The organism is Nonomuraea sp. NPDC049400 (assembly GCF_044466425.1).
Taxonomy (GTDB): domain Bacteria; phylum Actinomycetota; class Actinomycetes; order Streptosporangiales; family Streptosporangiaceae; genus Nonomuraea.
On record NZ_JBITMP010000051.1, the window covers coordinates 1 to 22,392 of the forward strand.

A 22,392-nucleotide genomic window follows, 5' to 3' on the forward strand; every position below is an offset into this window, starting at 1 on the left:
TGCTGGAAGCGTAGAGAACTCCCATCATCCCAGGTCAAAGGGCACCTCGCCCTATTTCACGATTCTTTTGTCAGATCCTCAGCGGTGAATCCAGGTTCAGGTACGCTCGCAAGTCATCATGGTTGGTGAATTCGCGGATCCGGTACAGAATGCGATGTACCGGATGGACGGGTGTGGACTGCCCGATGGCTGTTGATCACCTGCATGCCGGCCGTCGAAGACGTCCCCTGGTCGTGGGGTCAGGAATGCTCGCTCGGTGTCACGCTCGGAGCTGGAAGGTGTGGTGTGCTGGCTGGCCAGTTCTTGGTCGGTGCTCGTTGCCGGGGACGGCGGTGAGGTTCATATGGGCGTATTTGCTGGTTGACCTCACGTTCTTGACAAGCGGAAGAATCCGTTCAATGTCGGGCAGTCGATTGCGGAGGGTCGGCTGAGGCACTTCCATGTGATCGTGACTGTTTCCCGTGAGGAGATCGGCACTGTGCTGGCGCGGTATCTCGCTGCCGCTCCCCATCGTGGGCTCGACACGGCTCTTCTGGTCTCGGCCCTTGGGATGAATGGCGATGTGGTATCGCGGAGGACCTTTCCGCTGCACGTCACCTGTAGTGCGGTTGCCGTGGATGCCGTCGGCGATGTCTTGATGATGTGGCATCGGGGGCACGGGCGGTGGCGATTGCCTGGTGGGCATATCGAGCCGGGAGACCCGAGCATGTACGGTGCCGCGTTGCGTGGGCTTGAGGCGGTGACCGGCGTCGCCTGGTGTGACACGATTCCCGCGGTGCCGGAGGACGACATTCCGGTGGACATCAAGGTCCACGCGGTCCCCCCGATCCGGCCGAAGGGGAGCCGCCACATGTGCATGCCGACTTCCGGTACGTCTTCATGGCCAATGACGGCGGCGTGCCCATGGCGGGCAAGGCGGGTACCGCGTTCGCCTGGCGGCCGCCGTATGACCTGCTGAGTCCTCGTTTCGCGTCTTCTGTCTCCCGTGGAGGGCGCTTTTCCTGTCGCGGTCGTGGGGCGCGGGCGTAGCTTGGTGTGCTCGCTGTGGGCGGGCGTCGCTGCTCTCGTCAAGGGCAGGGGAAGTACGTCTGTCTCCCAATGGTGAAGGGTTGCTGTTTGGTCGAGTCGTGCCAATCCCGGCGATCCGCGTTCCCGTACGGCAAGCCTTGCGAGTAATCATCGACACTATCCGTGCTTGTCATGTGACAATCAGTGTCATGCCGTCCCCCCGACATGACGCCCTCATCAATCTGTTCGCCGACCGCCCTCAACTGGCGGTGGAGATCCTGCGTGACTTCATGGGGGTGGACCTGCCCGACACTTTGCTGCGGGTGGAGAAGACCAGTTTCAATACTCGTCCCTCCGACGACATCGAGCCCGATCTCGTCATCGCCCTGGGACCCCCGCAAAGTCCTCCCGTCCATGCCATCATCGTGGAGATCCAACAGGACAAGACCAAGGATCCCCGGCAGTTCGCCCGCTACGCCGCCGCCCTGTGGCTGATGCTGGGCTGCGACGTCTCGGTCCTGGTCATCTGCCCCGACCGCAAGGTCGCCGCCCACTACGCACAGCCGATCGAGTCCGGGCTGACCGGCTACCGCCTGCGACCCTGGGTGCTGGGGCCGGATGAGATCCCGGCCATCGTCGACCCCCAAGAGGCCGCCGCCCACATAGATCTCGCGGCCATGTCGGTCATGGTCCACGGCCGCGAACGCAAGGTCGTCGAGGCGTTCACCGCTGCCCTGGCCGACGTGACCGATGAACACTCTCCGGATTACTATGAATACGCATACAGCATGTCCGTGCCCGAGATCCGCCGCCTCATGGAGGAGATCATGAAGTCCGCGTCCACCCGCTGGCCGGTCTACAGTCCCTTCGCCCGAGAACACTTCGGCCGCGGCAAGGTGGAAGGCATGGTGGAAGGCAAGGCGGAAGAGGCTGCCAGGTCGGTGCTGCTAGTGCTGGCTGCTCGCGGCCTTGAGGTTCCGGACGACGCACGTGCCCGGATCAACGCCTGCGCCGACCTTGCCCAACTCGAAACCTGGGTCACGCGCGCGGCCACCGCTCAGACCATCCAGGACCTGTTCAACGAAGCTGGCGGATAGCGCAGTTAGTGCCGGCTACGTCAGCATGTGTGAGCGGCAGTGGTGGACGTGGCGGAACGCGGCTCGCCGTAGCTCCGAAAACGGTGTTTCCCACGTGTGTCTGGCTTCGGCTGGCAAGAAGAGGTATGGCCAGACCCGAATCAGCGTTTCGCGGTTTAGGTAGGTTCGCAAGTCATCAAATTGGGTGGCTTCGCGGATCACGCGTTCGTACATCAGGCCCACGTGACTGTTGTCTGACAGGTCGTAAATCCGCTGTTCTGACCAGTCCAACCGGGTCGGCAGCTCCACGACGCCCGTGGCCGGACCTCTCAGCTCACTTAGATCGGCGGGCACGAGGTACGCGCGATGGCCGGCGTAGCAGGCGCTGGAGTTCATGCCTCCAATGTGCCCGTTCGCGACGAAGCCTGCATCGCGACCCGGCAATGGCCCTGTGCGAGCGTCGGGAGTTCAAGACCTTTCTCACCGTCGTGCTGGGCCGAGTTCGTCGGGGCCTATTCGATGGTCGAAGGCAATGACCGGGCGCTTCACAGGCTCACGTCGGGGTGCGCGAGGGGCGGGAGCCCCTCGCTTTGGGCGGAGCCCTGATGAGAACAGCCCTCGTGATAGCGAGGACCGCTCGGGGCGGGCTCCAGCAGGCCAAGCCGGTAACCGGGCAACGGGTGGGTGACTGGCGAGCGGAGCGAGCGGGGGTTTCCGGGGGATCGAAAGGGGGGCTTGCCCCCCTTGGGAGGCGCTGTCTGGAACTCCATAGCGCCAAGCGCCTCAAGTGGAAGGCCGTGCTTTCCGGCTCCGGAAAAGGCTACGGCGAGGGCCTCGTTGGTGTTGAGGCCCTCGCCGTTCCCGTGGAAGGGCTTACTTGTACAGCTCGCCGTTCGGGCCGACGATCTTGCCGGACCACACGTTCTTGGCCGAGTTGTACACCGCGGCCGTCTCACCGTCGAAGTAAGGCGACGTGATGTAGTCGATGCGGTCGTTGCCGTCCTGGTCCGCGAAGGTGCTGGTCACGCCGTTCACGTAGCCCAAGCGCTTCGCGTTGCTGTAGTTCGAGAGCCAGGGGCCGCCGTCGTAGCCGGGGGTCACGGCGCACTTGAGGCCGATGTGCTCCTCGATCTTCAGCCAGGGGGCGCCGACCGCCTTGGCGGAGGTCTTGCCGTAGCAGTGCTTCGGCGTGACGCCGCTGTAGACCTTGTTGCCGTCCGGATGCGGGGCCGACGGGTAGCCGAAGGTGCGGACGGCCTTGCCGGTGGGCTGGTTCCAGGCGACGCCCTGGCCGCCGACGACGTCGCCGAGGCGGCCGACGTCCTTCGAGACCAGGATGTAGTAGCGGCCGCCCCACGCGCGCTTCGGGCCGGTCCAGCTCTGGAAGGCCTTGCGGTCCACGGCCTTGATGCCCTCGAGCTGGACGCCGTTGTAGACGGTCACGAACGCGTAGTCGCGGTCGTAGTCCTCGTACGTGTCGAAGTCGTAGTGGGTGAAGGCCTGCTTGCCCACGTAGATGCCGAAGGGGGTCTTGCCCTCGTAGAAGCCGGGGACGAAGACCCAGTTGTCCAGCAGCGCGCTGTTGCTGTCCGTGTCGTACACGCAGTGGGCGGCCGTGGCGACCAGGTTGCGGTAGTTCGACTGGATCGAGGTGGCCGAGCACCAGCGGTACTTGCCCGAGCCGTCGACGAAGAAGACCTTGCCGATGGTCTTGGGGAGGTTCACGTTCTGGGCCGAGCCGGTCGGCTTCGTCGCGCCCGTCGGCGCCGTGGTGCCGGGGCGGCCGTCGGGGCTGTAGCCGCCCTTGGAGACGACCTTGCGGACCTCTTTCGCGTCCCAGGTGTACTGGGTCGCCTGGCGGAGCGCGGCCCTGTTCGCGCCGAACCAGAAGGAGGCGACGGAGACCGCCTCGGACGTGTTGTTGGCCATGGGGTCGTGCGAGACGTCCCCGTCAGCCTGCGCAGTACCGGTCAGACCCACGGCGAGCAGGCCGGTAGCCAGAACGGCCCCACCGGCGGGAAGAAGGATTCGCTTCAAGGTAACTCCAGGTTGCGCTGACCGGAGGCGCCTCGTGCACCCCCATAACTCAGCAAACGGACGACCCGGAATTTACAGGTTTGACTATGCGTGTGGGAATTTCGGGTAGATCATTGCAACGCTCCCAAGGGGCGTCGTGACCTTGCTGAGACAAAGGATTGGCTGATCACGAGCTGTGACTGATCGGTTGCTGTGATTTAGGTCACTTTTCCGGGCGTGGTCTGCGCGGCGGCGCGTCGGTAGATCTCTCCGGTGGTGGTGTCGAAGTACGGGGACGACACCGCGTCGTACCAGTCCTTGGCGTCCCTGTTCCAGGTCAGGCTGTTGACGCCGTTCAGGCTGCCGAGCCCGCGGTCCGGGTTGTAGCCGATCAGCCAGGGGCCGCCGCTCGCGCCGGGGCTGAAGTCGCACGACAGCAGCTGTACGCCCTTCTGCAGGTCGAGGCTGACGGCCGAGGTCCAGCGGGTGGGGCCCTGCTTGCACGTCTTCAGGCGCTTGCCGTCGAACGGGTGGCTGCCGTCGGGCTGCGCGCCGGCGGGGTAGCCCCACGCGGCCACCGAGTACGTGCCCGGCTTCTTGTTGAGCTCGATGCCCTGGCCGCCCACGTTGTCCTGGAGCCGGCCCACGTCCTGCATGACGTAGCCGCCGTTCTTGGGCACCCACTTGAAGCCGCGGTGCACGGTCACGAACGCGTAGTCGAAGTCGTAGTCGCCCTTGCCGGACCAGTCCTCGTGCATGCTGACCGAGGCGCCCACGTAGATGCCGTCGGGTGTCTCGCCGTTCTCGCCGGGATTGGGGACGAAGACCCAGTAGTCGGCCGCCTTGGCCTGGCGCGGGTCGTACGCGCAGTGCGCGGCCGTCGCGACGACGCTGCGGTTCTTGGCCGCGATGGCGCTGGCCGAGCACCAGTACTCCTTGTCCCCGAACCGGAAGAAGACCTTGCCCATGGTCGTCGCGGCTGTGCGCTTGCGCGGCAACACCGGCGCCACCGGCTGCGCGGCGGTCGCCCGCGTGACCGGGGACGGGACCTCCACGGCGGGGGAGGAGGGGGCGGGGGACGATGACGGCGCGGGCGTGGCCGCGGTGCTCGGCGTGGCCGGGTCGGCGTTCTTGAGCCGGGCGGGCTGCCAGTAGTCGGCGACCCGCTTCACGTCCACCGCGGTCTTGGCCAGCGTGACGGCGAACACCCTGCTGTCGGGCGCGGCGTTCGCTACCCCCGTGAAGGCGGGCAGCATCAGCAGCGCGCTGCTGAGTGCAGCCGCCACCAAGTGCCTGGCCCGGGGGATCATGAATATGCCTTTCTTGGGGTTGTAAGGGTGGATTTTTCCAGATGTATAGGTGGTATTGCAGCCAGGATAGAGATTCGTTACCTGATCAAGGGTGCATGGTGCGCTATAAGAGCACCGTCAGACAAGCGCTAAATGATCATGGGATTCGGCGTTTTCGCAGGTCAGAGCGGGTGCGGGTATGCGTTGAATTGCAGTGATTCCGCGCCGCTCCAGTGGCGAACGCCTCATTGGCGCGTTAGGGGGAAGGCCCCGGTTCCCAGGGAACCGGGGCTCAGGGTGCCGAGCTGATCAGCGGAAGTTGCCGGTCCAGCGGTTGGCGGCTGCCTTGTAGACCTTGTAGGTGTCGGTGTTGAAGTACGGCGAGGAGATGTAGTCGTAGCGGTCGTTGCCGTCGGTGTCCCACGCGACGCTGTTGACGCCGACCAGGTAGCCGGTGCGCGACGCGCTCTTGTAGTTGTAGAGGAACGGCCCGCCGCTCGCGCCGGCGGTGAAGGAGCACTTGAAGCCGGTGTGCTCCTGCAGGTTGTACTTGCGGGCCTCGGGCATGGGCTTGGTCTTGCCATAGCAGAACTTCATGGTGCGGCCGGTGTACGGCTTGTCGCCGTCGGGGTGCTCGCCCGCCGGGTACCCGAACGAGAACACGTTCAGCTTCGTGCTCCTGTTCCAGGTGAAGCCCTGTCCGCCGACGTTGTCGCCGAGCCGGCCGACGTTCTTGACGGTCCACTGCCAGCGGCCGTTGACCTTCTCCCAGTTGACCTTGATGCCGTTGTAGACGTTGACGAACGCGTAGTCGAAGTCGTAGTCCTCCTTCACCACGAAGTCGTCGTGCGCGTTGAACGTCTTGGCGGCGTAAATGCCGTAGGGCGCCTTGCCCTCCCAGACATTGTTGCCGTCCCAGTACGACGGAATGAAGATCCAGTTGTCGTAGAAGGTGTTCTTGCTGGTGTCGTAGACGCAGTGGGCGGAGGTCGCCACGAGGTTGCGGTACTTGCCCTGTACCGAACTGGCGGAGCAGTAACGCCAGTTCTTCGGGTTGCGCGGGTCGGCCTTGGGCAGCGTGAAGAACACACGGCCGACCGTGTTCGGCAGGTTGACGTGCTTGCTCTTCTTGGCCTTCGTCTTCTCCTCGCCGATCGGCGGGACCGATCCGGCGGGTCCGTCGGGGGCGTCGTTGGTGCCCTTGACGCCCTTGGAGGTCAGGTCGAGGCCGTCGTCGTGGTCGGTGGCCAGCTTGACGCGGTCGGGCGTCCAGAACTGGACCGCCTGCTCGGCGGGGGTGGTGGCGTTCTGGGAGACGACCTCGGAGGGAGATGCGGCCGCGCTCGCCGCGGTGCCGCCGACCATGCCGGCGGCCAGCCCGACGGCCAGCAGGCCGGCGAGCGGGATCGCGATGCGCCTTGCTCGGGAAAACATGGGGCTCCTCTCAGCTTTCGGCGGCCCAGAGCGGGGTACTGCGCCCCGGTGGGCCAGGAAAACGATCGGAACGTTAATGAATGGCGCAGGCGGGTGGCCATGAAACGACGTGAAAAAGCATGGCCCGGTTCCATTCCGTTATAGAGATAGCGAAATCGCATGTATTACTGATTGGCATCTCCGCAGGTGGCGGCGACGGTTATTTGTCTGTGGTAACAGCGGTAACTCGCATTATCAAATGCCACTCCACGGCGACCCGAATCTTGTTCTGGTTAGATGGCTTCATGGATCCTCGCACGCCCTGTCTCATCGGCATCGCGCAACTCACTATTCGCGAGCAGCCTGGCCCCGAACCGCTCGATCTGTGGGAGGAGACGGCCCGCGCGGCCGCCGGCGACGCCCGGCTCCCCGTCGAGCGGCTCGACTCGGTCCAGATCGTCTACACCGATTCCTGGCAGTACGACTCCCCGGTCGGCCGCCTCGCGGAGCGCCTCGGCGCCACGCCGCGCCACCGCGCGTACTCCAAGGTCGGCGGTACGGCTCCGCAGTCGCTCATCGGCGAGGCCGCGGCCAGGATCGCGGCGGGCGACATCGACTCCGCGCTGGTCACGGGGGCCGAGGCGCTCGCGACGCGCAGGGCGTACCGGAACGCGGGCGAGCACGTGCCGTGGAGCCATCCCGCCGTGCCCAAACCCCCATATGGGTGGGAACGCCCGCCGCACCCATCCGCGCTGGCCCATGGGCTGTTCCTGCCGGTGCACACCTACGCGATCATGGAGACGGCCCGGCGGGCGGCGTTCGGTCTCACGGTCGAGGAGGAGATGCGCGACAGGGGCCGGATGATGGCGCCGATGACCGAGGTGGCCGCCGCGAACCCGTACGCCTGGCGCAGGACCGTCCGCACTGCCGACGAGCTCGCGCACGGCGACCGGTTCGTCGGCTGGCCCTACACCAGGAACACGGTGGCGGTGCTGGAGGTGGACCAGGCGGCGGCCGTCGTCCTGGCCAGCACCCGGCTGGCCGACCGGCTCGACGTGCCCGAGGAGCGGCGCGTGTACCTGCGCGGATGGGCGTACGGGGAGGACACCTGGGAGGTGGGCGCGCGGCCCGCGCTCGGCGCCTCGGAGGCGATCGGCAAGGTCGCCGAGGCCGCCTTCCTGCGGGCCGGGCTCGGACTGGGCGACATGGACGCGTTGGACGTCTACAGCTGCTTCGCGATCGCGCTGCGGCAGGCGTGCGACGCGATCGGGCTCGACCCGCTGGACCCGCGCGGCCTCACGGTCACCGGCGGGCTGCCGTACGCGGGCGGGCCGGCCAGCGACTACGTGCTGCACTCGACGGCGACCATGGCGGGGCTGCTGCGGGCGCGGCCCGGGCACGGGCTGGTGAGCGGGGTCGGGATGCATCTGACGAAGCACACGTACGCGGTGTGGTCCAGCGAGCCGGGTGGGCGGCTGGGGAGCGCGTCTCCGGTGTTCGTGGCCGAGGAGGTGCCTGTCGTGGACTCCTTTGACGGGGACGGGGTGGTGGCCGGGTACACGGTCGCGCACGGGCGGGACGGGGCCGCCGAGCGGGGTGTTCTCGTGGTCGATGTGCCTGGTGGGCGGGCTTATGCCGTGGTGGAGGCGGCCGGGCTGCTGGCGGATGCCGAGTCGCGGGAGCTGGTGGGGCAGCGGGTGCGGCTTGTGAGCGACGGGGAGGTCAATGTGGCTGCTTGGTGACCTGTAGTGGATGTCAAATCTGTGACCGCGTGACTACTATCCGGGTTGACATTTTTATGTCACGGGCGGACGCTGGAGTCATGCGGAGGACAACTGTGCGCATCGACGAGACGCTCCTCAACGAGGCGAAGGCGTACGCGGCACGTAACGGACGCAGTCTCAACTCGGTGATGGAGGATGCCTTGAGGCAACTGCTCAACCGGTCCACGGAGGTCGCTGAGCGGCCCCACATCAATCTGCCGGTCTCCGGATCCGCGTCTGGTCCCAAGCTGACCTGGGCCGAGATCAAGGAGCTTCTCGAGCAGGACGACATCGAGCGTGCTGTGAGGAGCTGTCATGCGGATGCTTGACACCAACATCCTCGTCAACGCGCAGCGGCGTGACATGGAGCATCACGAGCAGTGTCATGCCGTGCTCACCGAGCTCCTGAGCGGCGACGAGGCATATGCCGTGAGCGACTTCGCGCTCAACGGCTTCATCCGCGTGGTGACGCGTATCCCCGGCCCCACCTCATTCGAAGTCGCGCGAGAGTTCGCCGAAAGCGTCCGCCACCAGCCGCATGCGGTCGTGGTGAACGCCGGCTCGCGGCACTGGGAGATCTTCGTCAAGCTGTGCCGGCAGGCCGGTGCGGTAGGCAACCTCATTCCCGACGCCTACCTCGCCGCACTCGCCATCGAGCACGGTTGCGAATTCGTGTCCTGCGACAAGGACTTCGCGAGGTTCCAGGGCTTGCGCTGGAGGTCGCCGCTCAACTGAACTGAGGTGAAAGGGCGCGAGCCCTCACTACTCGGCGAGGAACGTCGTGGCTGACCGGTTCGACGTCATCGAGCAAGGCGAGCGAGGTCGCCGCCGGTGGATCGGGCTGGTCGCGTTGCTCGCGCTCCTGCTGATCCCCATTGTCAGCCTGCTCAGCAGCAGGGATCCCGAGCCGCAGCCGCCGGCGACGCCCACCCCCGAGCCCAGCAGATCGCTCACCGGGATCGGCGGTGCCCCCAACATCCTCAACGCCCCGGCCAGGGCCAAGGGCGGTGACGAGGTCATCGACGTGGTGTTCCCGCACGGGGTGCGGGCCGAGGTGCGTTATCCGGCCGAGCTGGGCCTCGACGAGATGGGGTCGCGGCCGTCCCAGGGCGCCTGGATCGACGGGCAGCACCGGCAGTTCACCGCCCCGTACAGCGGAGAGTCCGAGGTGACCAGGGGCGGCGAGCCGATCAGGAACTACACGCCCAACGTCACCCTCTGGCCCCGTCGGGGCAACGGATACTACGGGCAGGTGCTGCTGTTCTCGTTCGGGCGGTGGTGGCTGGTGATGAACGACCACGGGCGGGGGCTGACGTTCGACCAGCGGATGGCGCTCGCGAAAGGGTTGAAGGGGAAGGTGACGAAGGACGGCTACCTCGTGCTGTCGGCCAAGGAGCCCGTGCGACTCGCCAAGCCGGGGGAGAGCGTGCAGGGGGAGCCGGTGGGGCCGCAGCTCTGGTTCGGCGATGGCATGGGGGACATGGTCGCGCTCGTGCCCACCCCGGAGTGCAAGAAGCGGGCACTGGTGCCGGCGGTGATCAGAGGGCGAGGGCGGGCCGCCGACCGGGTGTGCCGGGGGGACGTGCTGGTCGCCGTCACGGGGTCACAGCCGTTCAGGACGAAGGCGATCGAGGGAATCCGCGTCACTCTCAAGTAAGGCGGTCCGAGGCAGGGCGGGCGCGCTGAAGTAAGGTGCGGCCATGTTCGCCGTAACCGCCACACAGACCGATCCCGACAACCCACTCGCCGGGCTGACGCTCGGCGAGCATCCGGAGCCGAAGGTCCCGGACGGATGGACGACCGTCTCCGTGCGGGCGGCCGCGCTCAACCACCACGACCTCTGGACGCTCAAAGGCGTCGGCATCAAGCAGGACCGGCTGCCGATCGTGCTCGGCTGTGACGCGGCGGGAGTGGACGAGGACGGCAACGAGGTCATCGTGCACTCCGTGATCGGCACCGGCGCGGACGAGACGCTCGATCCCAGGCGCACGCTGCTGTCCGAGCTGCACGACGGCACGTTCGCCGAGCGCGTGGCCGTGCCGCGCCGAAACCTCGTGCCGAAGCCGGCCGCGCTCAGCTTCGAGCACGCCGCCTGCCTGCCCACGGCCTGGCTGACCGCGTACCGGATGCTGTTCGACAAGGCCGGGCTGGAGCCCGGCTCCACCGTGCTGGTGCAGGGAGCGGGCGGTGGCGTCGCCACCGCGCTGATCGCGCTCGGCCGGGCCGGCGGCTACCGGGTCTGGGCGACCAGCCGTTCCGAGGAGAAGCGCGAACGTGCCCGGGAGCTCGGCGCGGACCAGGTGTTCGAGTCGGGCGCGCGGCTGCCGGAACGGGTCGACGCGGTCATGGAGACCGTCGGGCAGGCCACCTGGGACCACTCGCTCAAGTCGCTCAAACCCGGCGGGCGCATCGTCGTCTCCGGCGCCACCAGCGGCGCGGTTCCGCCCGCCGACCTGAACCGGGTCTTCTTCCTGCAGCTGTCCGTCATCGGCTCCACGATGGGCACGCGGGACCAGCTGCAGCGGCTGGCGGTCTTCCTGGAGCAGACCGGCGTGCGGCCTGCCGTCGATCGGGTGCTGTCGCTGGTGGACGCACGTGACGGCTTCGCAGCCATGGCAGCAGGGGAGATCTTCGGAAAAGTCGTTTTTGCCGTATGAATAAGTAATGGGTTACTTCGGCGGCTCCTGGGTGATACAAGCATGAGGGAGTTGTCTCACCCGGGAGGCCGTCACCATGGAGGTCGAGCCCTTCGGCCCAGGTTCGATGCACTGGGACACCGCCGGCGAATACCGCAATCTGCTGGTCGCCGGCAGCGCGCTGGTCATCCAGACGATGCACCCGGCCGTCGGCGCGGCAGTCGCCGAGCACTCCACGTACAAGGACGACCCGTGGGGGCGGCTCACCCGCACGCTCGTCTCCATCCAGAAATGGGTGTACGGCGGGGCGGACGGCCCGGCCGAGGGCCGGCGGCTCAGGGAGCTGCACAAGCCGATCAGCGGGGTGGACGAGCGCGGCAGGCCGTATCACGCGCTGAACGGCGAGGCGTGGGCGTGGGTGCACCTGTCGCTGTTCGAGCGGTTCATCACGCTCCGGCGCTATTTCGGCACCCCGTTCACCGTCGAGCAGCAGCGGCGCTTCTATGCCGAGTCGCGGCAGCTCGGCGCGATCCTGCAGGTGCCGGAGCGCGAGATGCCCGGCGACCTGGAGGGGTTCTGGCGGTACTTCGACGAGATGGTGGCCGACCGGCTTGAGGCCCATCCGACCGCGCTCGACGTGCTGTCCGTCCTGCGCGGCACGCCGGCGCCGCCCGGGCTGCCGAGGCCGCTGCGCCGCTTGTGGACGCCGGTCGGGGCCGGATCGGGGGAGTTCAACCACTTCGTGACGGTGGGCACCCTGCCGCCCGCCGTGCGGCGGAAGCTGGGGCTGCGCTGGACGGCACGGGAGGAGCGGCGGCTACGGCATCTCGGGCACGCCGTGGCCGTGCTGACGCCGCGCCTGCCCGAACGCCTGCGGTACATGCCCATCGCCTACCATGCCCGCAAGGCCGAACGGAGCTCGCGCCGCCTGGAGCGGCAGCTCCGCTCGGCATGAGGCCGAGTGATGGTCGGCGTTCGAGGATCCGGGTGAGGGTCAGCGTTCGAGGATGTCGCGGACGCGGCGGCTCGCGTCGTCGAGCGTCGTACGCAGCTCCGCCAGCTTCTCCGGCGTCAGGCGGGCCTCAGAGGCCTCCTGACGGGCCTCGGCGATGAAGTCGGCCAAGAGCTCGCCGAGCTCCGCGTCGAGGTCGGCACGGCTCTTGGGGGCGCCCCCGAGCGTGGACCAGACCTCGGTCCAGATCCTGCGCCACTCGCTGGTGAGCCGCTCTCCCTCGTCCTGCCAGTGGTTGGCGTGCTCCATCCACTGCCGCTTCTGCTGCTCCCTGAGCCGCTTGAAGTCCGCCTTCTGCTGCTCCTTGAGGCGCCTGGTGTCCTCCTTGGTCCCCGTGCGAACGTCCTTGGCCATCCGGGTCAGCTCGTCGCGCAACGACCTGACCGTGTCGCGGACGTCCTCCTTGACCTCGCGGGCGATGTCGCGTACCGAGGCGGAGATCTCCTGCTCGAGGTCGTCGAGCTCGTCGAGCCGGGCGTTCAGCTCCTCGCGGCCCTTGTCGGTGATCGAGAACACCTTCTTGCCCTCGACCACCTCGTGCGTCACCAGGCCCTCCTCCTCCAGGCGGGCCAGGCGCGGGTAGATCGTGCCGGGAGAGGGCGAGTAGACGCCGAGGAAGCGGTCCTGGAGCAGCCTGATGACCTCGTAGCCGTGACGGGGGCTCTCCTCCAGCAACTTGAGCAGGTACAGCCGGAGCCGGCCGTGACCGAAGACAGGGCTCATTCCTTCTCCCCCTTGAGCAGCGCGACCTCGCCGGAGATCGTGGTCGCCGACAGCGACGCCATGCCGCCGCCCAGCCGGCCCGACATCGACTTGGCGCCGGGGCCGTTCGTGTTGGACAGTTCGCCGAACGTGCTGACCAGCCGGCCCGAGGTGGACCGCACGCTCACGTCCGCCTCCACGTTCTCCGGCAGCCTGACCAGGATGTCACCGGAGACGCTGTTGAGCGTCACGTAGCCGGTCGGCCGTAGGGCCAGGTCGGCCGTGATCCGGCCGGACACGGTGTTGGCCCGCAGCCTGCGCGGGGTGCCGTCGGCCACGGTCAGGTCGCCCGAGACGCTCTTGAACTTCAGGTCGCCGTCCATGGCCCGGCTCTCCACGGGGCCCGAGACGGTCGTGGCGTGCACGTCGCCGCTGACGCCGTCGAGCACGATCTCCCCGGACACGCCCCTGACCTGCGTCATGTTCTCGAACCCGGCCACCACGGCAGGAGCGGAGACCACCCCGGCGTTGACCGTGCAGTCCTTGGGCACGGCGATCGTCAGGACCGTCCGGCGCCGGTCGCGCCGCAGCCAGCCGAGCAGGCCGTCCCAGGTGAGGTCCTTGTAGGCGACCGAGAGCTCCCCGGTGTCCTCGTCGTACGTCACCAGCAGCGGGGAGGCCGACTCGATCTCGGCCACCTCCACGGTGGGCGGGCCGTCGCTGGCGAGCACGTCCAGCCGACCGGCGACGATGCGGACGTCGAGCGACTTCACTGAGCCGAACGTCAGCTGTTCCGGTGCATCGATCGTCCACTGTTGCATTGATCCCCCGCCCTTCTGGCGACCGTGTCTACACCTGACACGATATGTCGCGTTCGGCGGAATCTCAAGATGTATCGCGTTTAGTCGAGGTCAGTCGTCGTCCTCGTCGTCGTCCAGCCGTGCGAGCCACGTGGCCAGCCGCTCGATCGGGGTCTCGAACTCGGGGTTGAGGTCGACGAACTCGCGCAACCGCTCACCGAGCCACAGCAGGCTGACCTCCTCCTCGCCCCGCCGCTCGACGAGCTCCTCGATCCCCCGATCCGTGAAGTACATCTCTCTCCATTCCTCCTGAAACGGCAGCGAGCCCCCAGCCGGGGCTGGGGGCTCACTTGTTTGCGTCGGCTCAGCCGAAGACCTCGTGCAGGATGTCCTCGAGCTCGGTGTCGTGCGTGTTGTGCGACCCCGTCGCCGGCGAGCTGTTGTGCCGGCGCGAGACGCGGCGCACCGGGCGACCGCCCAGTGCCTGCTGGTCCTCCGCGAGCTTCAGCGTGAGGTACGGCCACGGCCCCATGTTGGCCGGCTCGTCCTGCGCCCAGAGCAGCTCCGCCTGCGCCCCGTAACGCGCCAGCTCGGCGGCCAGCTCCTCACCCGGGAACGGGTAGAGGCGCTCGAGCCGGACGATCGCGACGTCGTCGCGGCCCGTCTTCTCCCGCTCCGCGGCCAGGTCGTAGTAGAGCTTGCCGGAGGTCAGCACGATCCGGGTGACCTTGGCCGGGTCGGCGGACGTGTCGCCGAGCACCGGCTGGAAGGTGCCGGAGGTGAAGTCGGACGCCTTGGACGTGGCCGCCTTGTGGCGCAGCAGCGACTTGGGCGTGAAGACCACCAGCGGCTTGTGCCGCTGCGACTCCACCTGCCAGCGCAGCAGGTGGAAGTAGTTGGCCGGGCTGGAGGGCTGCGCGACCGTCATGTTGTCGAGCGCGCAGACCTGCAGGAACCGCTCGATGCGGGCCGAGGAGTGGTCGGGACCCTGGCCCTCGTAGCCGTGCGGCAGCAGCAGCACGACCGAGGACTTCTGGCCCCACTTCTGCTCGCCCGACGAGATGAACTCGTCGATGATCGTCTGGGCACCGTTGACGAAGTCGCCGAACTGCGCCTCCCAGGCGACCAGGGCGTCCGGGCGGACGACGCTGTAGCCGTACTCGAAGCCGAGCGCCGCGAACTCGCTGAGCAGCGAGTCGTAGACGTAGAACTTCGTGGTGCCCTGGTTGAAGGTCTTGAGCGGCGTGTGGTCGGCGCCGGTCATCCGGTCGACCAGGACCGCGTGGCGCTGCGTGAACGTGCCGCGGCGCGAGTCCTGGCCCACCAGGCGCACCGGGTGGCCGTCGATGAGCAGCGAGCCGAAGGCCAGCGTCTCGCCCATCGACCAGTCGATCGCGTCGTGCTCGACCATCTGGCCGCGGCGCTGCAGCACCGGCGCCAGGCGCGGGTGCGGCGTGAAGCCGTCGGGCAGGTTGAGCTGGGTGTCGACGATGCGCTTGAGCGTCTCGTCGCTGATCGCGGTCGGCGTCTCGTCATGCGACCACTTGACGACCTCGGTGGGCGGCACGCGCATCGCGGCCGCCTCGGCGGGCTTCTTCGCCGCCTCGCGGGTCTCCGTGAACGCCTGCTCCAGCTTGGCCTGGTAGTCGCGCAGCGCCTGCTCGGCCTCCTCGACCGTGATGTCGCCCCGGCCGATCAGCGCCTCGGTGTAGAGCTTGCGGGTCGAGCGCTTGGCGTCGATCAGGTCGTACATCAGCGGCTGGGTGAAGGCGGGGTTGTCGCCCTCGTTGTGGCCGCGGCGGCGGTAGCAGATGAGGTCGATCACGACGTCCTTGCGGAACGCCTGGCGGTACTCGTACGCCAGCTGGCCCACGCGCACCACGGCCTCGGGGTCGTCGCCGTTGACGTGGAAGATCGGAGCCTGGATCATCCGGGCCACGTCGGTCGCGTAGACCGACGACCTGGACGAGGCGGGCGAGGTCGTGAAGCCGACCTGGTTGTTGACCACCACGTGCACGGTGCCGCCGGTGCGGTAGCCGCGCAGCTGCGACAGGTTGAGCGTCTCGGCCACGACGCCCTGGCCGGCGAAGGCCGCGTCGCCGTGGATGAGGACGGGCAGGACGGTGAAGCCCTCCTCGCCGCGCTCCAGGAGGTCCTGCTTGGCGCGGACGACGCCCTCGAGGACCGGGTCGACCGCCTCCAGGTGGGAGGGGTTGGCGACCACGGAGGCGGTGATGGTCTTGCCGCTCGGCGCGGTGAACGTGCCCGCCGCGCCGAGGTGGTACTTCACGTCGCCGGAGCCGTGCGCCGTGCGCGGGTCGATGTTGCCCTCGAACTCGCCGAAGATCTGCGCGTACGACTTGCCCACGATGTTGGCCAGCACGTTGAGCCGGCCGCGGTGGGCCATGCCGATGACGACCTCGTCGAGGTCCTCGTCGGCGGCGTCGCTGATCACCGAGTCGAGCAGCGGGATCAGGGACTCGCCGCCCTCCAGGGAGAAGCGCTTCTGGCCGACGAACTTCGTCTGCAGGAACGTCTCGAACGCCTCGGCGGTGTTGAGCCGGGACAGGATGTTGAGCTGCTCGTCGCGCTCGGGCGACTTGTGCGGCTTCTCCACCCGCGCCTGGATCCAGGCCCGCTCCTCGGGGTTCTGGATGTGCATGTACTCGATGCCGACCGTGCGGCAGTAGGAGTCGCGCAGCACGCCGAGGATCTCGCGGAGCTTCATCAGCGGACGGCCGCCGAAACCGCCGGTGGCGAACTCGCGCTCCAGGTCCCACAGCGTCAGCCCGTGCGACTGGATGTCGAGGTCGGGGTGCTTGCGCTGCTTGTACTCCAGCGGGTCGGTCTCGGCCATCAGGTGGCCGCGCACGCGGTAGGCGTGGATCAGCTCGATCACGCGGGCGGACTTCGACACGTCGTCGTCGTGGGAGGCCGAGACGTCCTGCACCCAGCGGACCGGCTCGTACGGGATCCGCAGCGCCTCGAAGACCTCGTCGTAGAAGCCGTCCTCGCCCAGCAGCAGCCGGTGGATCTGACGCAGGAAGTCGCCCGACTGGGCGCCCTGGATGATCCGGTGGTCGTAGGTGCTGGTCAGCGTCATGACCTTGGAGACGGCCAGACGCGAGAGCGTGTCCGGCGAGGCCCCCTGGTATTCGGCCGGGTATTCCATCGCGCCGACGCCGATGATGGTGCCCTGGCCGGGCATCAGGCGCGGCACGGAGTGGACGGTGCCGATCGTGCCGGGGTTGGTCAGCGAGATCGTGGTGCCGGCGAAGTCGTCGACGCCCAGCTTGCCCGCGCGGGCCTTGCGGACGATGTCCTCGTAGGCCATCCAGAACTGCCGGAAGTCCATCTCCTCCGCGCCCTTGATCGAGGGCACGAGGAGCTGGCGCTCGCCGTTGCTCTTCTGCACGTCGATCGCCAGGCCGAACCCGACGTGCTCGGGCTTGATCAGCGTCGGCTTGCCGTCGATCTCCGTGTAGGAGTAGTTCATCTCCGGCATGGCCTTCAGGGCCTTGACGATCGCGTAGCCGATCAGGTGGGTGAAGGACACCTTCCCGCCGCGACCCCGCTTGAGGTGATTGTTGATCACAATGCGGTTGTCGATCAGCAGCTTGGCCGGGATCGCCCGCACACTGGTCGCCGTCGGGACCGCCAGCGACAGGTCCATGTTGGCGGCTGTGCGGGCCGCGGCGCCGCGCAGCTTGACCTCCTCGGCGCCCTTGGGCACCGAGGGGGCGGGCTGCTTCGGCCTCTCGGCCGCCGGCGGGGCCTTGGGCGGTGCCTGCGGGGGAGCGGGAGCGGTCACACTGCCGTTCGCCGCCTCCCTACCCGGTGCCGCCCGGCCCGGTCCGTAATCAGGGTTGTAGTCAGCGAAGAAGTTCCACCAGGCCTTGTCGACAGACTCAGGATCTTGGAGGTACTTCTGGTACAGCTCGTCGACAAGCCACTCGTTCTGACCAAAGCTTGCCAGCGGGTTTGTCCGCGACGACTCAGACGACACGGCGGAAATCGCCCTCTTCCGCAGATCGGCGTTGATGTTAGAGAACCTGTCCAAGGCTACTCGCCCGGACCGGCGGCGTGCGCCGAAGAGGCTGTGACGCCTCGCACGATCCTCTCAGGAGAGAGCAAAGACGTCACGCCCCCCTAGTCAGTCCAGGTGGTGCCGCAATTATTACTCTTTGGTATCAACGCCGCTACACGACGTTTATTTCCCGCTGGATAGCAACCTGCTGGCGATCCGCACCTGAGGGAACAACTCGGACAGCAGGTCGGCCAGCTCCTCGCCCGCCTGCTTGAGCTCCTCCAGAGACATCGGCTCGAGGCGTTCGAGCAGGAAGATCGCGTTCGTCGTCTCCTCGGTGAGCCGGGTGCGCACCACCTGGCGCCAGTTCCACCTGCGGCAGGTGACGCCGACGTCGTCGCGCCAGATCACCTCGCCCGGCTCGGGCGTGCCGAGCGCCTCCTCGGACGCCTCGTCGCCGGTCGCCCTGACCAGCCGGGCAGGACCGACGTAGTGGTCGAGGTCCTCGCCGCCGATCGGCAGCGCGTGCTTCACGCTGATCGAGTTGTACGCGTCCACGACCTGGTTGATCTCCGGCAGCGGCATCCTGCGGGTGAGGGCGTCGACCGAGGGCCGGGTCCGCTGCGGCTTGGCCCCGAACGCCCGGTACGCGTCCTTCCAGGCGTCGATCTTGTCCGGCTGCGCCTCCAGCTCGGAGGCCGCCGCCAGCCACGCCCGGGACCGGTCGTCCGTGGGTCCGTTGTGCAGGCCGTGCGCGGTCACGATCAGCACCGCGAAGTCGGGCCGCAGCGCGAAGACGGAGTCGTCCACCCAGATGTCGTCAAGCATCCCCACAGTCTAGGAGCGGGAAAGCCGCAAAATTCCCTTTGCAAAATTATCTTTGCGGTCTATCGTGAGCCGTATGGAGGAGCAATACAAGATCAGCGATCCGCAGGTGCTCAAAGCGGTCTCCCACCCGCTGCGGGTGCGCCTGCTCGGCCTGCTGCGCACCGACGGCCCCGCGACGGCGAGCGAGCTGGGACGCAAGGTCGGCGAGAGCTCCGGCTCGACCAGCTATCACCTGCGCGAGCTGTTCAAGTACGGCTTCATCGAGGAGGACCCCGAGCGGCGCGACGGGCGCGAGCGCCGCTGGCGGGCCCGCCACAACTACACCTCGTGGGACGCCGTCGAGATGTCCGCCACCGCCGAGGGGCGCGAGGCGGTCAGGATCATGCACCTGCGGCAGGCCGAGATGGTCCGGCGGGTGATGGAGGAGTTCGAGGTCGCCGAGTGGTCCCGCGACTGGGTCGACACGGCGGGGATGAGCGACCACATCGTCTCGCTGCCGCCCGCCGGGCTGCGCGAGTTCAACCGGAAGGCCGAGGAGCTGCTGCACGAGCTCGCCGCCAAGTACGCCGGTGATCCCGAGGCCCGGCAGGTCAGTGCCTGGCACGGCGCCGTACCGCTGTCGAAGCAGGAGGAGCAGTGACCGCCCGCTCGGCATTACGCCGTTACATGCTCGTCAGTTTCCTGACCTGGCTGCCCCTGGGGCTCATGGTGGCCACCATGGTGCTGCTGATGACCGCGCGCGGGCTCAGCCTGGCTGAGGTGGGGCTGTCGATGACGGTGTTCTCGGTCGTCACCGTGAGCCTGGAGCTGCCCACGGGCGGTCTGGCCGACGTCATCGGGCGGCGGATGGTGCTGGCCGCCTCCGCCGCGTGCACCGTGGCGGCGCTCGCGCTGATCAGCGTGTCCACGACCTTCTGGATGTTCCTGGTGAGCGGCGTGATCAAGGGTGTCGCCAGGGCGCTGTCCAGCGGCCCCGCCACCTCCTGGTACGTCGACACGCTCCACGGCATCGAGGGCCGCGACGCCGATCTCAAGCCGGGCCTGGCGAGGGGCGGCGCGATGGAGTCGGTGGCCTTGTGCCTGGGCGTGCTGGCGGGCGGCGCCGTCCCGCTGCTGGTGCCGCCCTCGCTGATGTTCCCGCTGGCCGCGCCGCCCCTGCTGGGCGCGATGGCGGCGGCCGTGCTGCTGGTCGTGGTGGTGTTCGCGATGCCCGAGCCGCCGCATGCGCGCAGGTCGCTGGCGAGCGTGCTGCGCGAGGTGCCCGCCACGGTCATGTCGGGCGTGCGGCTGGCGGCGGGAGGCGCGGTGCTGCGGCGCCTGATGGCGGCGGCGGCGAGCTCGGGCGTGGTGCTGGTCAGCATCGAGCTGCTCACCCCGGGGCGGTTGGCCGAGCTGGCGGGCACGGCCGAGCGCGGCAGCCTGGCCTACGCCGTGGTCGCGGCGCTCGGGTTCGCGAGCAGCGCGGCGGGCAGCGCCCTCGCGCCCCGCGTGGCGCGGCTGGCCGGCGGCTCGGCCAGGGGCGCGATCGCCGGGTCGGTGCCGGCGGCGCTGTCCGTGGGGTCGCTGGCCGCCACGTCGGGGCTGGGCGGCACGGCGGGGCTGGTGAGCGCCGGGGTGGCGTACGTGACGCTGTTCGTGGGGCTCTCCGTGACGAGCCTGCTGTGCCTGGAGATGACCCACAACGCGGTCAGCGCCGCCGAGCGCACCACCGTCACCTCGACCAGCTCGCTGTCGCTGCAGTCCGGCGGGGTCGTGGCCAACCTCACGCTGGGCGCCCTGGCCACCCAGGCGGGCCCGGCCGTCGCCTGGGCGATCGCCGCCCCGGTGATGCTGGCCTCAGCCCTGCTGTTCGTGCGGATGCCCGCCCCTACAGGCTCCAGTCGATCTCCGGGCCCACAGGCACGATCCCTGTCGGGTTGATGTTGGTCTGGGTGATGTAGTAATGACGCTTGATGTGGTCGAAGACGGTGGTTTCCCGGAAGGCCGGGATCGCGTACAGCCTGCGCGCGTACGCCCACAGTGCCGGATAGTCGACCAGCCGCCGGACCGAGCACTTGAAGTGCGCGTAGTAGACCGCGTCGAACCTCGCCAGCGTCGTGTAGAGGCGCACGTCGCTGTCGGTGAGCGTGTCGAAGAGGTACTCCGACTCGGTCAGGCGCACCTCGAGGAAGTCGAGCGTGGTGAAGACCCGCGCCACCGCCTCCTCGTACGCCTGCTGGCCACGGGCGAAGCCCGCCTCGTAGACCGCGTTGTTGAGGCCGTGGTAGAGGCGGTCGTTCATGATGTCGATGTCGGGGCGCAGCCGTTCCGGATAGAGGTTGGGAGAGGTGCCCCATGACATTTCCAGATCGAGCGTGATCTGCGGGAAGTCGTTGGTGACGATCCGCTTGTCCTTGGTGTCCCAGACGCAGGGAACGGTGTAGCGGCCCGTGTAGCCGGGGTCGCTCGCGTGGTAGAGCTCCGACAGGTACTCGGGGTCACCGCCCGGGATCCGCCAGCCCTTCTCGTCGCGGATGGGGTCGACGATCGTGACGTCCAGCAGGTCCTCCAGGCCCAGCAGCTTTCTGACGATCAGCACGCGCTGCGCCCACGGGCAGGCATAGGAGGCGTAGAGGCGGTAGCGGCCCGGCTCGGGGGAGTCGAGGCGTTCGGTGAAACGGTTCGGCTGCCGGTTGAAGCGGCCATTACGGGAGGTCTCGCCGCTCAGCTTCATGCCCCTAGTAGAACATGTTTCTGATACAGAACTATATTCGGGATTGTGGCGAAATTTGTGGTTACTCCCGCTAGCCAGGCGCAGCGGGAGGCGTGGGTGAGCGGGGCGATTCCCCAGGTCGAGCGAGTACGTCCGGGGCTGTGGTCGATCCCGGTCCCGATTCCCGTCAATCCCTTGAGGTACGTGCTCGTCTACGCGCTCGAGCTGCCCGACGGGGTGGCGATCGTCGACGCCGGGTGGAACACGGACGAGGCGTACGACGCGCTCGTCGCCGGCCTCGGCGTGGCCGGATACGCGATCACCGACGTCAAGGGCGTGCTCGTCACCCACATCCACCCCGACCACTACGGCCTGGCCGGGCGCGTCCGCGAGATGTCGGGCGCCTGGATCGCCCTGCACCCGGCCGACGCGCGCCTGATCAGGGAGCGCTACGACGACGAGGTCATCGACTCCCTCGTCGGACGGGAACGCGCGCTGCTGGCCCGCTGCGGCGTGCCGCCGCTGACGCTGGACGAGCTGGCGGGCGCGTCCATGATGATCAGGCACGTGGTCTCGATGGCCAGGCCCGACCGCCTGGTCGAGGACGGCGACGAGCTCGGTCTGCCCGGCTGGGACCTGCGGGCCGTCTGGACCCCCGGCCACTCGCCGGGTCACCTGTGCTTCGTCTCGCCCGCGCGCAGGCTGCTGCTCTCCGGCGACCACGTGCTGGCGAAGATCACGCCCATCGTGTCCGTCCATCCCCAGTCGAGGCCGAACCCGCTGGCCGACTACCTCGACTCGCTGGCCGCCGTGCGCAAGCTCGACGTGGACGAGGTGCTGCCCGCGCACGAGTACCGGTTCCTGGAGCTGGCCGAGCGGGTGGACCACGTGATGGCGCACCACGACGCGCGGCTGGCGGAGATCGAGCAGGTCGTGGGTTCCCTCGACGGCGTCACGTGCTGGGACGCGGCCACCCGCCTGACGTGGTCGCGGCCGTGGGAGACGATCCCGTCGTTCATGCGGCGCTCGGCCAACAACGAGACGCTGGCCCATCTGGTGTGGCTGGAGGCCAAGGGCCGGGTACGCAGAGAGCCTGGCGAGCCGGACCTGTGGCGGTCGCCGTGACGCGG

Annotated in this window: 21 protein-coding genes; 11 read left to right on the top strand and 10 right to left on the bottom strand. The window is 68.1% G+C overall.

Going from position 1 to position 22,392, the window contains the following annotated elements:
* Window positions 1-550 precede the first annotated feature (550 nt).
* Both ACIBVN_RS48105 and ACIBVN_RS48110 read left to right on the top strand, forming a co-directional pair.
* Window positions 551-958 (top strand): NUDIX domain-containing protein, encoded by a 408-nt coding sequence (locus ACIBVN_RS48105; RefSeq protein ID WP_397147545.1) that lies wholly within the window; start codon window positions 551-553, stop codon window positions 956-958.
* Between the two features lie 151 nt (window positions 959-1,109).
* On the top strand, window positions 1,110-2,105 hold the full coding sequence (locus ACIBVN_RS48110; protein WP_397147429.1) for a hypothetical protein: 996 nt from the start codon (window positions 1,110-1,112) through the stop codon (window positions 2,103-2,105).
* Window positions 2,106-2,120: 15 nt separating this feature from the next.
* Here ACIBVN_RS48110 and ACIBVN_RS48115 read toward each other — a convergent pair whose 3' ends face one another.
* The 4 genes from ACIBVN_RS48115 to ACIBVN_RS48130 form a co-directional block, all read right to left on the bottom strand.
* On the bottom strand, window positions 2,121-2,480 hold the full coding sequence (locus ACIBVN_RS48115; protein ID WP_397147431.1) for a hypothetical protein: 360 nt from the start codon (window positions 2,478-2,480) through the stop codon (window positions 2,121-2,123).
* 477 nt (window positions 2,481-2,957) lie between these two features.
* The gene (locus tag ACIBVN_RS48120; RefSeq protein ID WP_397147433.1) at window positions 2,958-4,121 is read right to left on the bottom strand and encodes a trypsin-like serine peptidase; all 1,164 of its coding nucleotides are present in this window, start codon (window positions 4,119-4,121) and stop codon (window positions 2,958-2,960) included.
* Between the two features lie 197 nt (window positions 4,122-4,318).
* Window positions 4,319-5,410 (bottom strand): trypsin-like serine peptidase, encoded by a 1,092-nt coding sequence (locus ACIBVN_RS48125; RefSeq protein WP_397147435.1) that lies wholly within the window; start codon window positions 5,408-5,410, stop codon window positions 4,319-4,321.
* A gap of 288 nt (window positions 5,411-5,698) precedes the next feature.
* Complete coding sequence (locus tag ACIBVN_RS48130; protein ID WP_397147437.1) at window positions 5,699-6,823, bottom strand: trypsin-like serine peptidase; 1,125 nt, start codon at window positions 6,821-6,823, stop codon at window positions 5,699-5,701.
* Between the two features lie 284 nt (window positions 6,824-7,107).
* Here ACIBVN_RS48130 and ACIBVN_RS48135 point away from each other — a divergent pair, with 284 nt between their 5' ends.
* The 6 genes from ACIBVN_RS48135 (at window position 7,108) to ACIBVN_RS48160 (ending at window position 12,156) form a co-directional block, all read left to right on the top strand.
* On the top strand, window positions 7,108-8,544 hold the full coding sequence (locus ACIBVN_RS48135; RefSeq protein ID WP_397147439.1) for an acetyl-CoA synthetase: 1,437 nt from the start codon (window positions 7,108-7,110) through the stop codon (window positions 8,542-8,544).
* A gap of 95 nt (window positions 8,545-8,639) precedes the next feature.
* Complete coding sequence (locus ACIBVN_RS48140) at window positions 8,640-8,894, top strand: hypothetical protein (protein WP_397147441.1); 255 nt, start codon at window positions 8,640-8,642, stop codon at window positions 8,892-8,894.
* A complete protein-coding gene (locus ACIBVN_RS48145; RefSeq protein WP_397147443.1) occupies window positions 8,881-9,300 on the top strand; it encodes a type II toxin-antitoxin system VapC family toxin in 420 nt (139 codons plus the stop codon). Before ACIBVN_RS48140 ends, ACIBVN_RS48145 begins: the two co-directional genes overlap by 14 nt.
* Before the next feature lie 46 nt (window positions 9,301-9,346).
* Entirely contained in the window at window positions 9,347-10,222 is an 876-nt protein-coding gene (locus ACIBVN_RS48150; RefSeq protein ID WP_397147445.1) for a hypothetical protein, read from the top strand.
* A gap of 43 nt (window positions 10,223-10,265) precedes the next feature.
* The gene (locus ACIBVN_RS48155; RefSeq protein ID WP_397147447.1) at window positions 10,266-11,222 is read left to right on the top strand and encodes a zinc-binding dehydrogenase; all 957 of its coding nucleotides are present in this window, start codon (window positions 10,266-10,268) and stop codon (window positions 11,220-11,222) included.
* A gap of 76 nt (window positions 11,223-11,298) precedes the next feature.
* A complete protein-coding gene (locus tag ACIBVN_RS48160) occupies window positions 11,299-12,156 on the top strand; it encodes an oxygenase MpaB family protein (RefSeq protein WP_397147449.1) in 858 nt (285 codons plus the stop codon).
* Window positions 12,157-12,195: 39 nt separating this feature from the next.
* Here the strand turns inward: ACIBVN_RS48160 and ACIBVN_RS48165 are convergent, their stop codons facing one another.
* The 5 genes from ACIBVN_RS48165 to ACIBVN_RS48185 form a co-directional block, all read right to left on the bottom strand.
* Entirely contained in the window at window positions 12,196-12,936 is a 741-nt protein-coding gene (locus ACIBVN_RS48165) for a helix-turn-helix transcriptional regulator (RefSeq protein WP_397147451.1), read from the bottom strand.
* Window positions 12,933-13,688, bottom strand: coding sequence for a DUF4097 family beta strand repeat-containing protein (locus ACIBVN_RS48170; RefSeq protein ID WP_397147453.1), 756 nt, complete (start codon window positions 13,686-13,688; stop codon window positions 12,933-12,935). The genes ACIBVN_RS48165 and ACIBVN_RS48170 overlap by 4 nt, the downstream gene beginning before the upstream one ends.
* Before the next feature lie 138 nt (window positions 13,689-13,826).
* Window positions 13,827-14,009, bottom strand: a complete 183-nt coding sequence (locus tag ACIBVN_RS48175) for a DUF6104 family protein (protein ID WP_349450685.1) — start codon at window positions 14,007-14,009, stop codon at window positions 13,827-13,829.
* 70 nt (window positions 14,010-14,079) lie between these two features.
* On the bottom strand, window positions 14,080-17,721 hold the full coding sequence (locus ACIBVN_RS48180) for a multifunctional oxoglutarate decarboxylase/oxoglutarate dehydrogenase thiamine pyrophosphate-binding subunit/dihydrolipoyllysine-residue succinyltransferase subunit (RefSeq protein WP_397147455.1): 3,642 nt from the start codon (window positions 17,719-17,721) through the stop codon (window positions 14,080-14,082).
* Between the two features lie 204 nt (window positions 17,722-17,925).
* Window positions 17,926-18,570 (bottom strand): B3/4 domain-containing protein, encoded by a 645-nt coding sequence (locus ACIBVN_RS48185; protein ID WP_397147457.1) that lies wholly within the window; start codon window positions 18,568-18,570, stop codon window positions 17,926-17,928.
* Between the two features lie 73 nt (window positions 18,571-18,643).
* On the opposite strand from ACIBVN_RS48185, the gene ACIBVN_RS48190 reads away from it, so the two are divergent.
* Window positions 18,644-19,210 (top strand): helix-turn-helix domain-containing protein, encoded by a 567-nt coding sequence (locus ACIBVN_RS48190; RefSeq protein ID WP_397147459.1) that lies wholly within the window; start codon window positions 18,644-18,646, stop codon window positions 19,208-19,210.
* Window positions 19,207-20,490, top strand: a complete 1,284-nt coding sequence (locus ACIBVN_RS48195) for an MFS transporter (protein ID WP_397147461.1) — start codon at window positions 19,207-19,209, stop codon at window positions 20,488-20,490. The genes ACIBVN_RS48190 and ACIBVN_RS48195 overlap by 4 nt, the downstream gene beginning before the upstream one ends.
* Here ACIBVN_RS48195 and ACIBVN_RS48200 read toward each other — a convergent pair.
* Window positions 20,438-21,283, bottom strand: a complete 846-nt coding sequence (locus ACIBVN_RS48200) for a glutathione S-transferase family protein (protein WP_397147463.1) — start codon at window positions 21,281-21,283, stop codon at window positions 20,438-20,440. The two genes, ACIBVN_RS48195 and ACIBVN_RS48200, sit on opposite strands and share 53 nt — an antisense overlap.
* Before the next feature lie 45 nt (window positions 21,284-21,328).
* On the opposite strand from ACIBVN_RS48200, the gene ACIBVN_RS48205 reads away from it, so the two are divergent.
* Entirely contained in the window at window positions 21,329-22,387 is a 1,059-nt protein-coding gene (locus ACIBVN_RS48205; protein WP_397147465.1) for an MBL fold metallo-hydrolase, read from the top strand.
* Window positions 22,388-22,392: the final 5 nt, after the last annotated feature.

Bases quoted from the DNA above. Each gene is read 5' to 3' on its own strand.
- ACIBVN_RS48105 (WP_397147545.1), top strand. From the start codon at position 551: ATGAATGGCGATGTGGTATCGCGGAGGACCTTTCCGCTGCACGTCACC.
- ACIBVN_RS48115 (WP_397147431.1), bottom strand. From the start codon at position 2,480: ATGAACTCCAGCGCCTGCTACGCCGGCCATCGCGCGTACCTCGTGCCC.
- ACIBVN_RS48125 (WP_397147435.1), bottom strand. From the start codon at position 5,410: ATGATCCCCCGGGCCAGGCACTTGGTGGCGGCTGCACTCAGCAGCGCG.
- ACIBVN_RS48130 (WP_397147437.1), bottom strand. From the start codon at position 6,823: ATGTTTTCCCGAGCAAGGCGCATCGCGATCCCGCTCGCCGGCCTGCTG.
- ACIBVN_RS48135 (WP_397147439.1), top strand. From the start codon at position 7,108: ATGGATCCTCGCACGCCCTGTCTCATCGGCATCGCGCAACTCACTATT.
- ACIBVN_RS48145 (WP_397147443.1), top strand. From the start codon at position 8,881: ATGCGGATGCTTGACACCAACATCCTCGTCAACGCGCAGCGGCGTGAC.
- ACIBVN_RS48155 (WP_397147447.1), top strand. From the start codon at position 10,266: ATGTTCGCCGTAACCGCCACACAGACCGATCCCGACAACCCACTCGCC.
- ACIBVN_RS48160 (WP_397147449.1), top strand. From the start codon at position 11,299: ATGGAGGTCGAGCCCTTCGGCCCAGGTTCGATGCACTGGGACACCGCC.
- ACIBVN_RS48165 (WP_397147451.1), bottom strand. From the start codon at position 12,936: ATGAGCCCTGTCTTCGGTCACGGCCGGCTCCGGCTGTACCTGCTCAAG.
- ACIBVN_RS48175 (WP_349450685.1), bottom strand. From the start codon at position 14,009: ATGTACTTCACGGATCGGGGGATCGAGGAGCTCGTCGAGCGGCGGGGC.
- ACIBVN_RS48185 (WP_397147457.1), bottom strand. From the start codon at position 18,570: ATGCTTGACGACATCTGGGTGGACGACTCCGTCTTCGCGCTGCGGCCC.
- ACIBVN_RS48190 (WP_397147459.1), top strand. From the start codon at position 18,644: ATGGAGGAGCAATACAAGATCAGCGATCCGCAGGTGCTCAAAGCGGTC.
- ACIBVN_RS48200 (WP_397147463.1), bottom strand. From the start codon at position 21,283: ATGAAGCTGAGCGGCGAGACCTCCCGTAATGGCCGCTTCAACCGGCAG.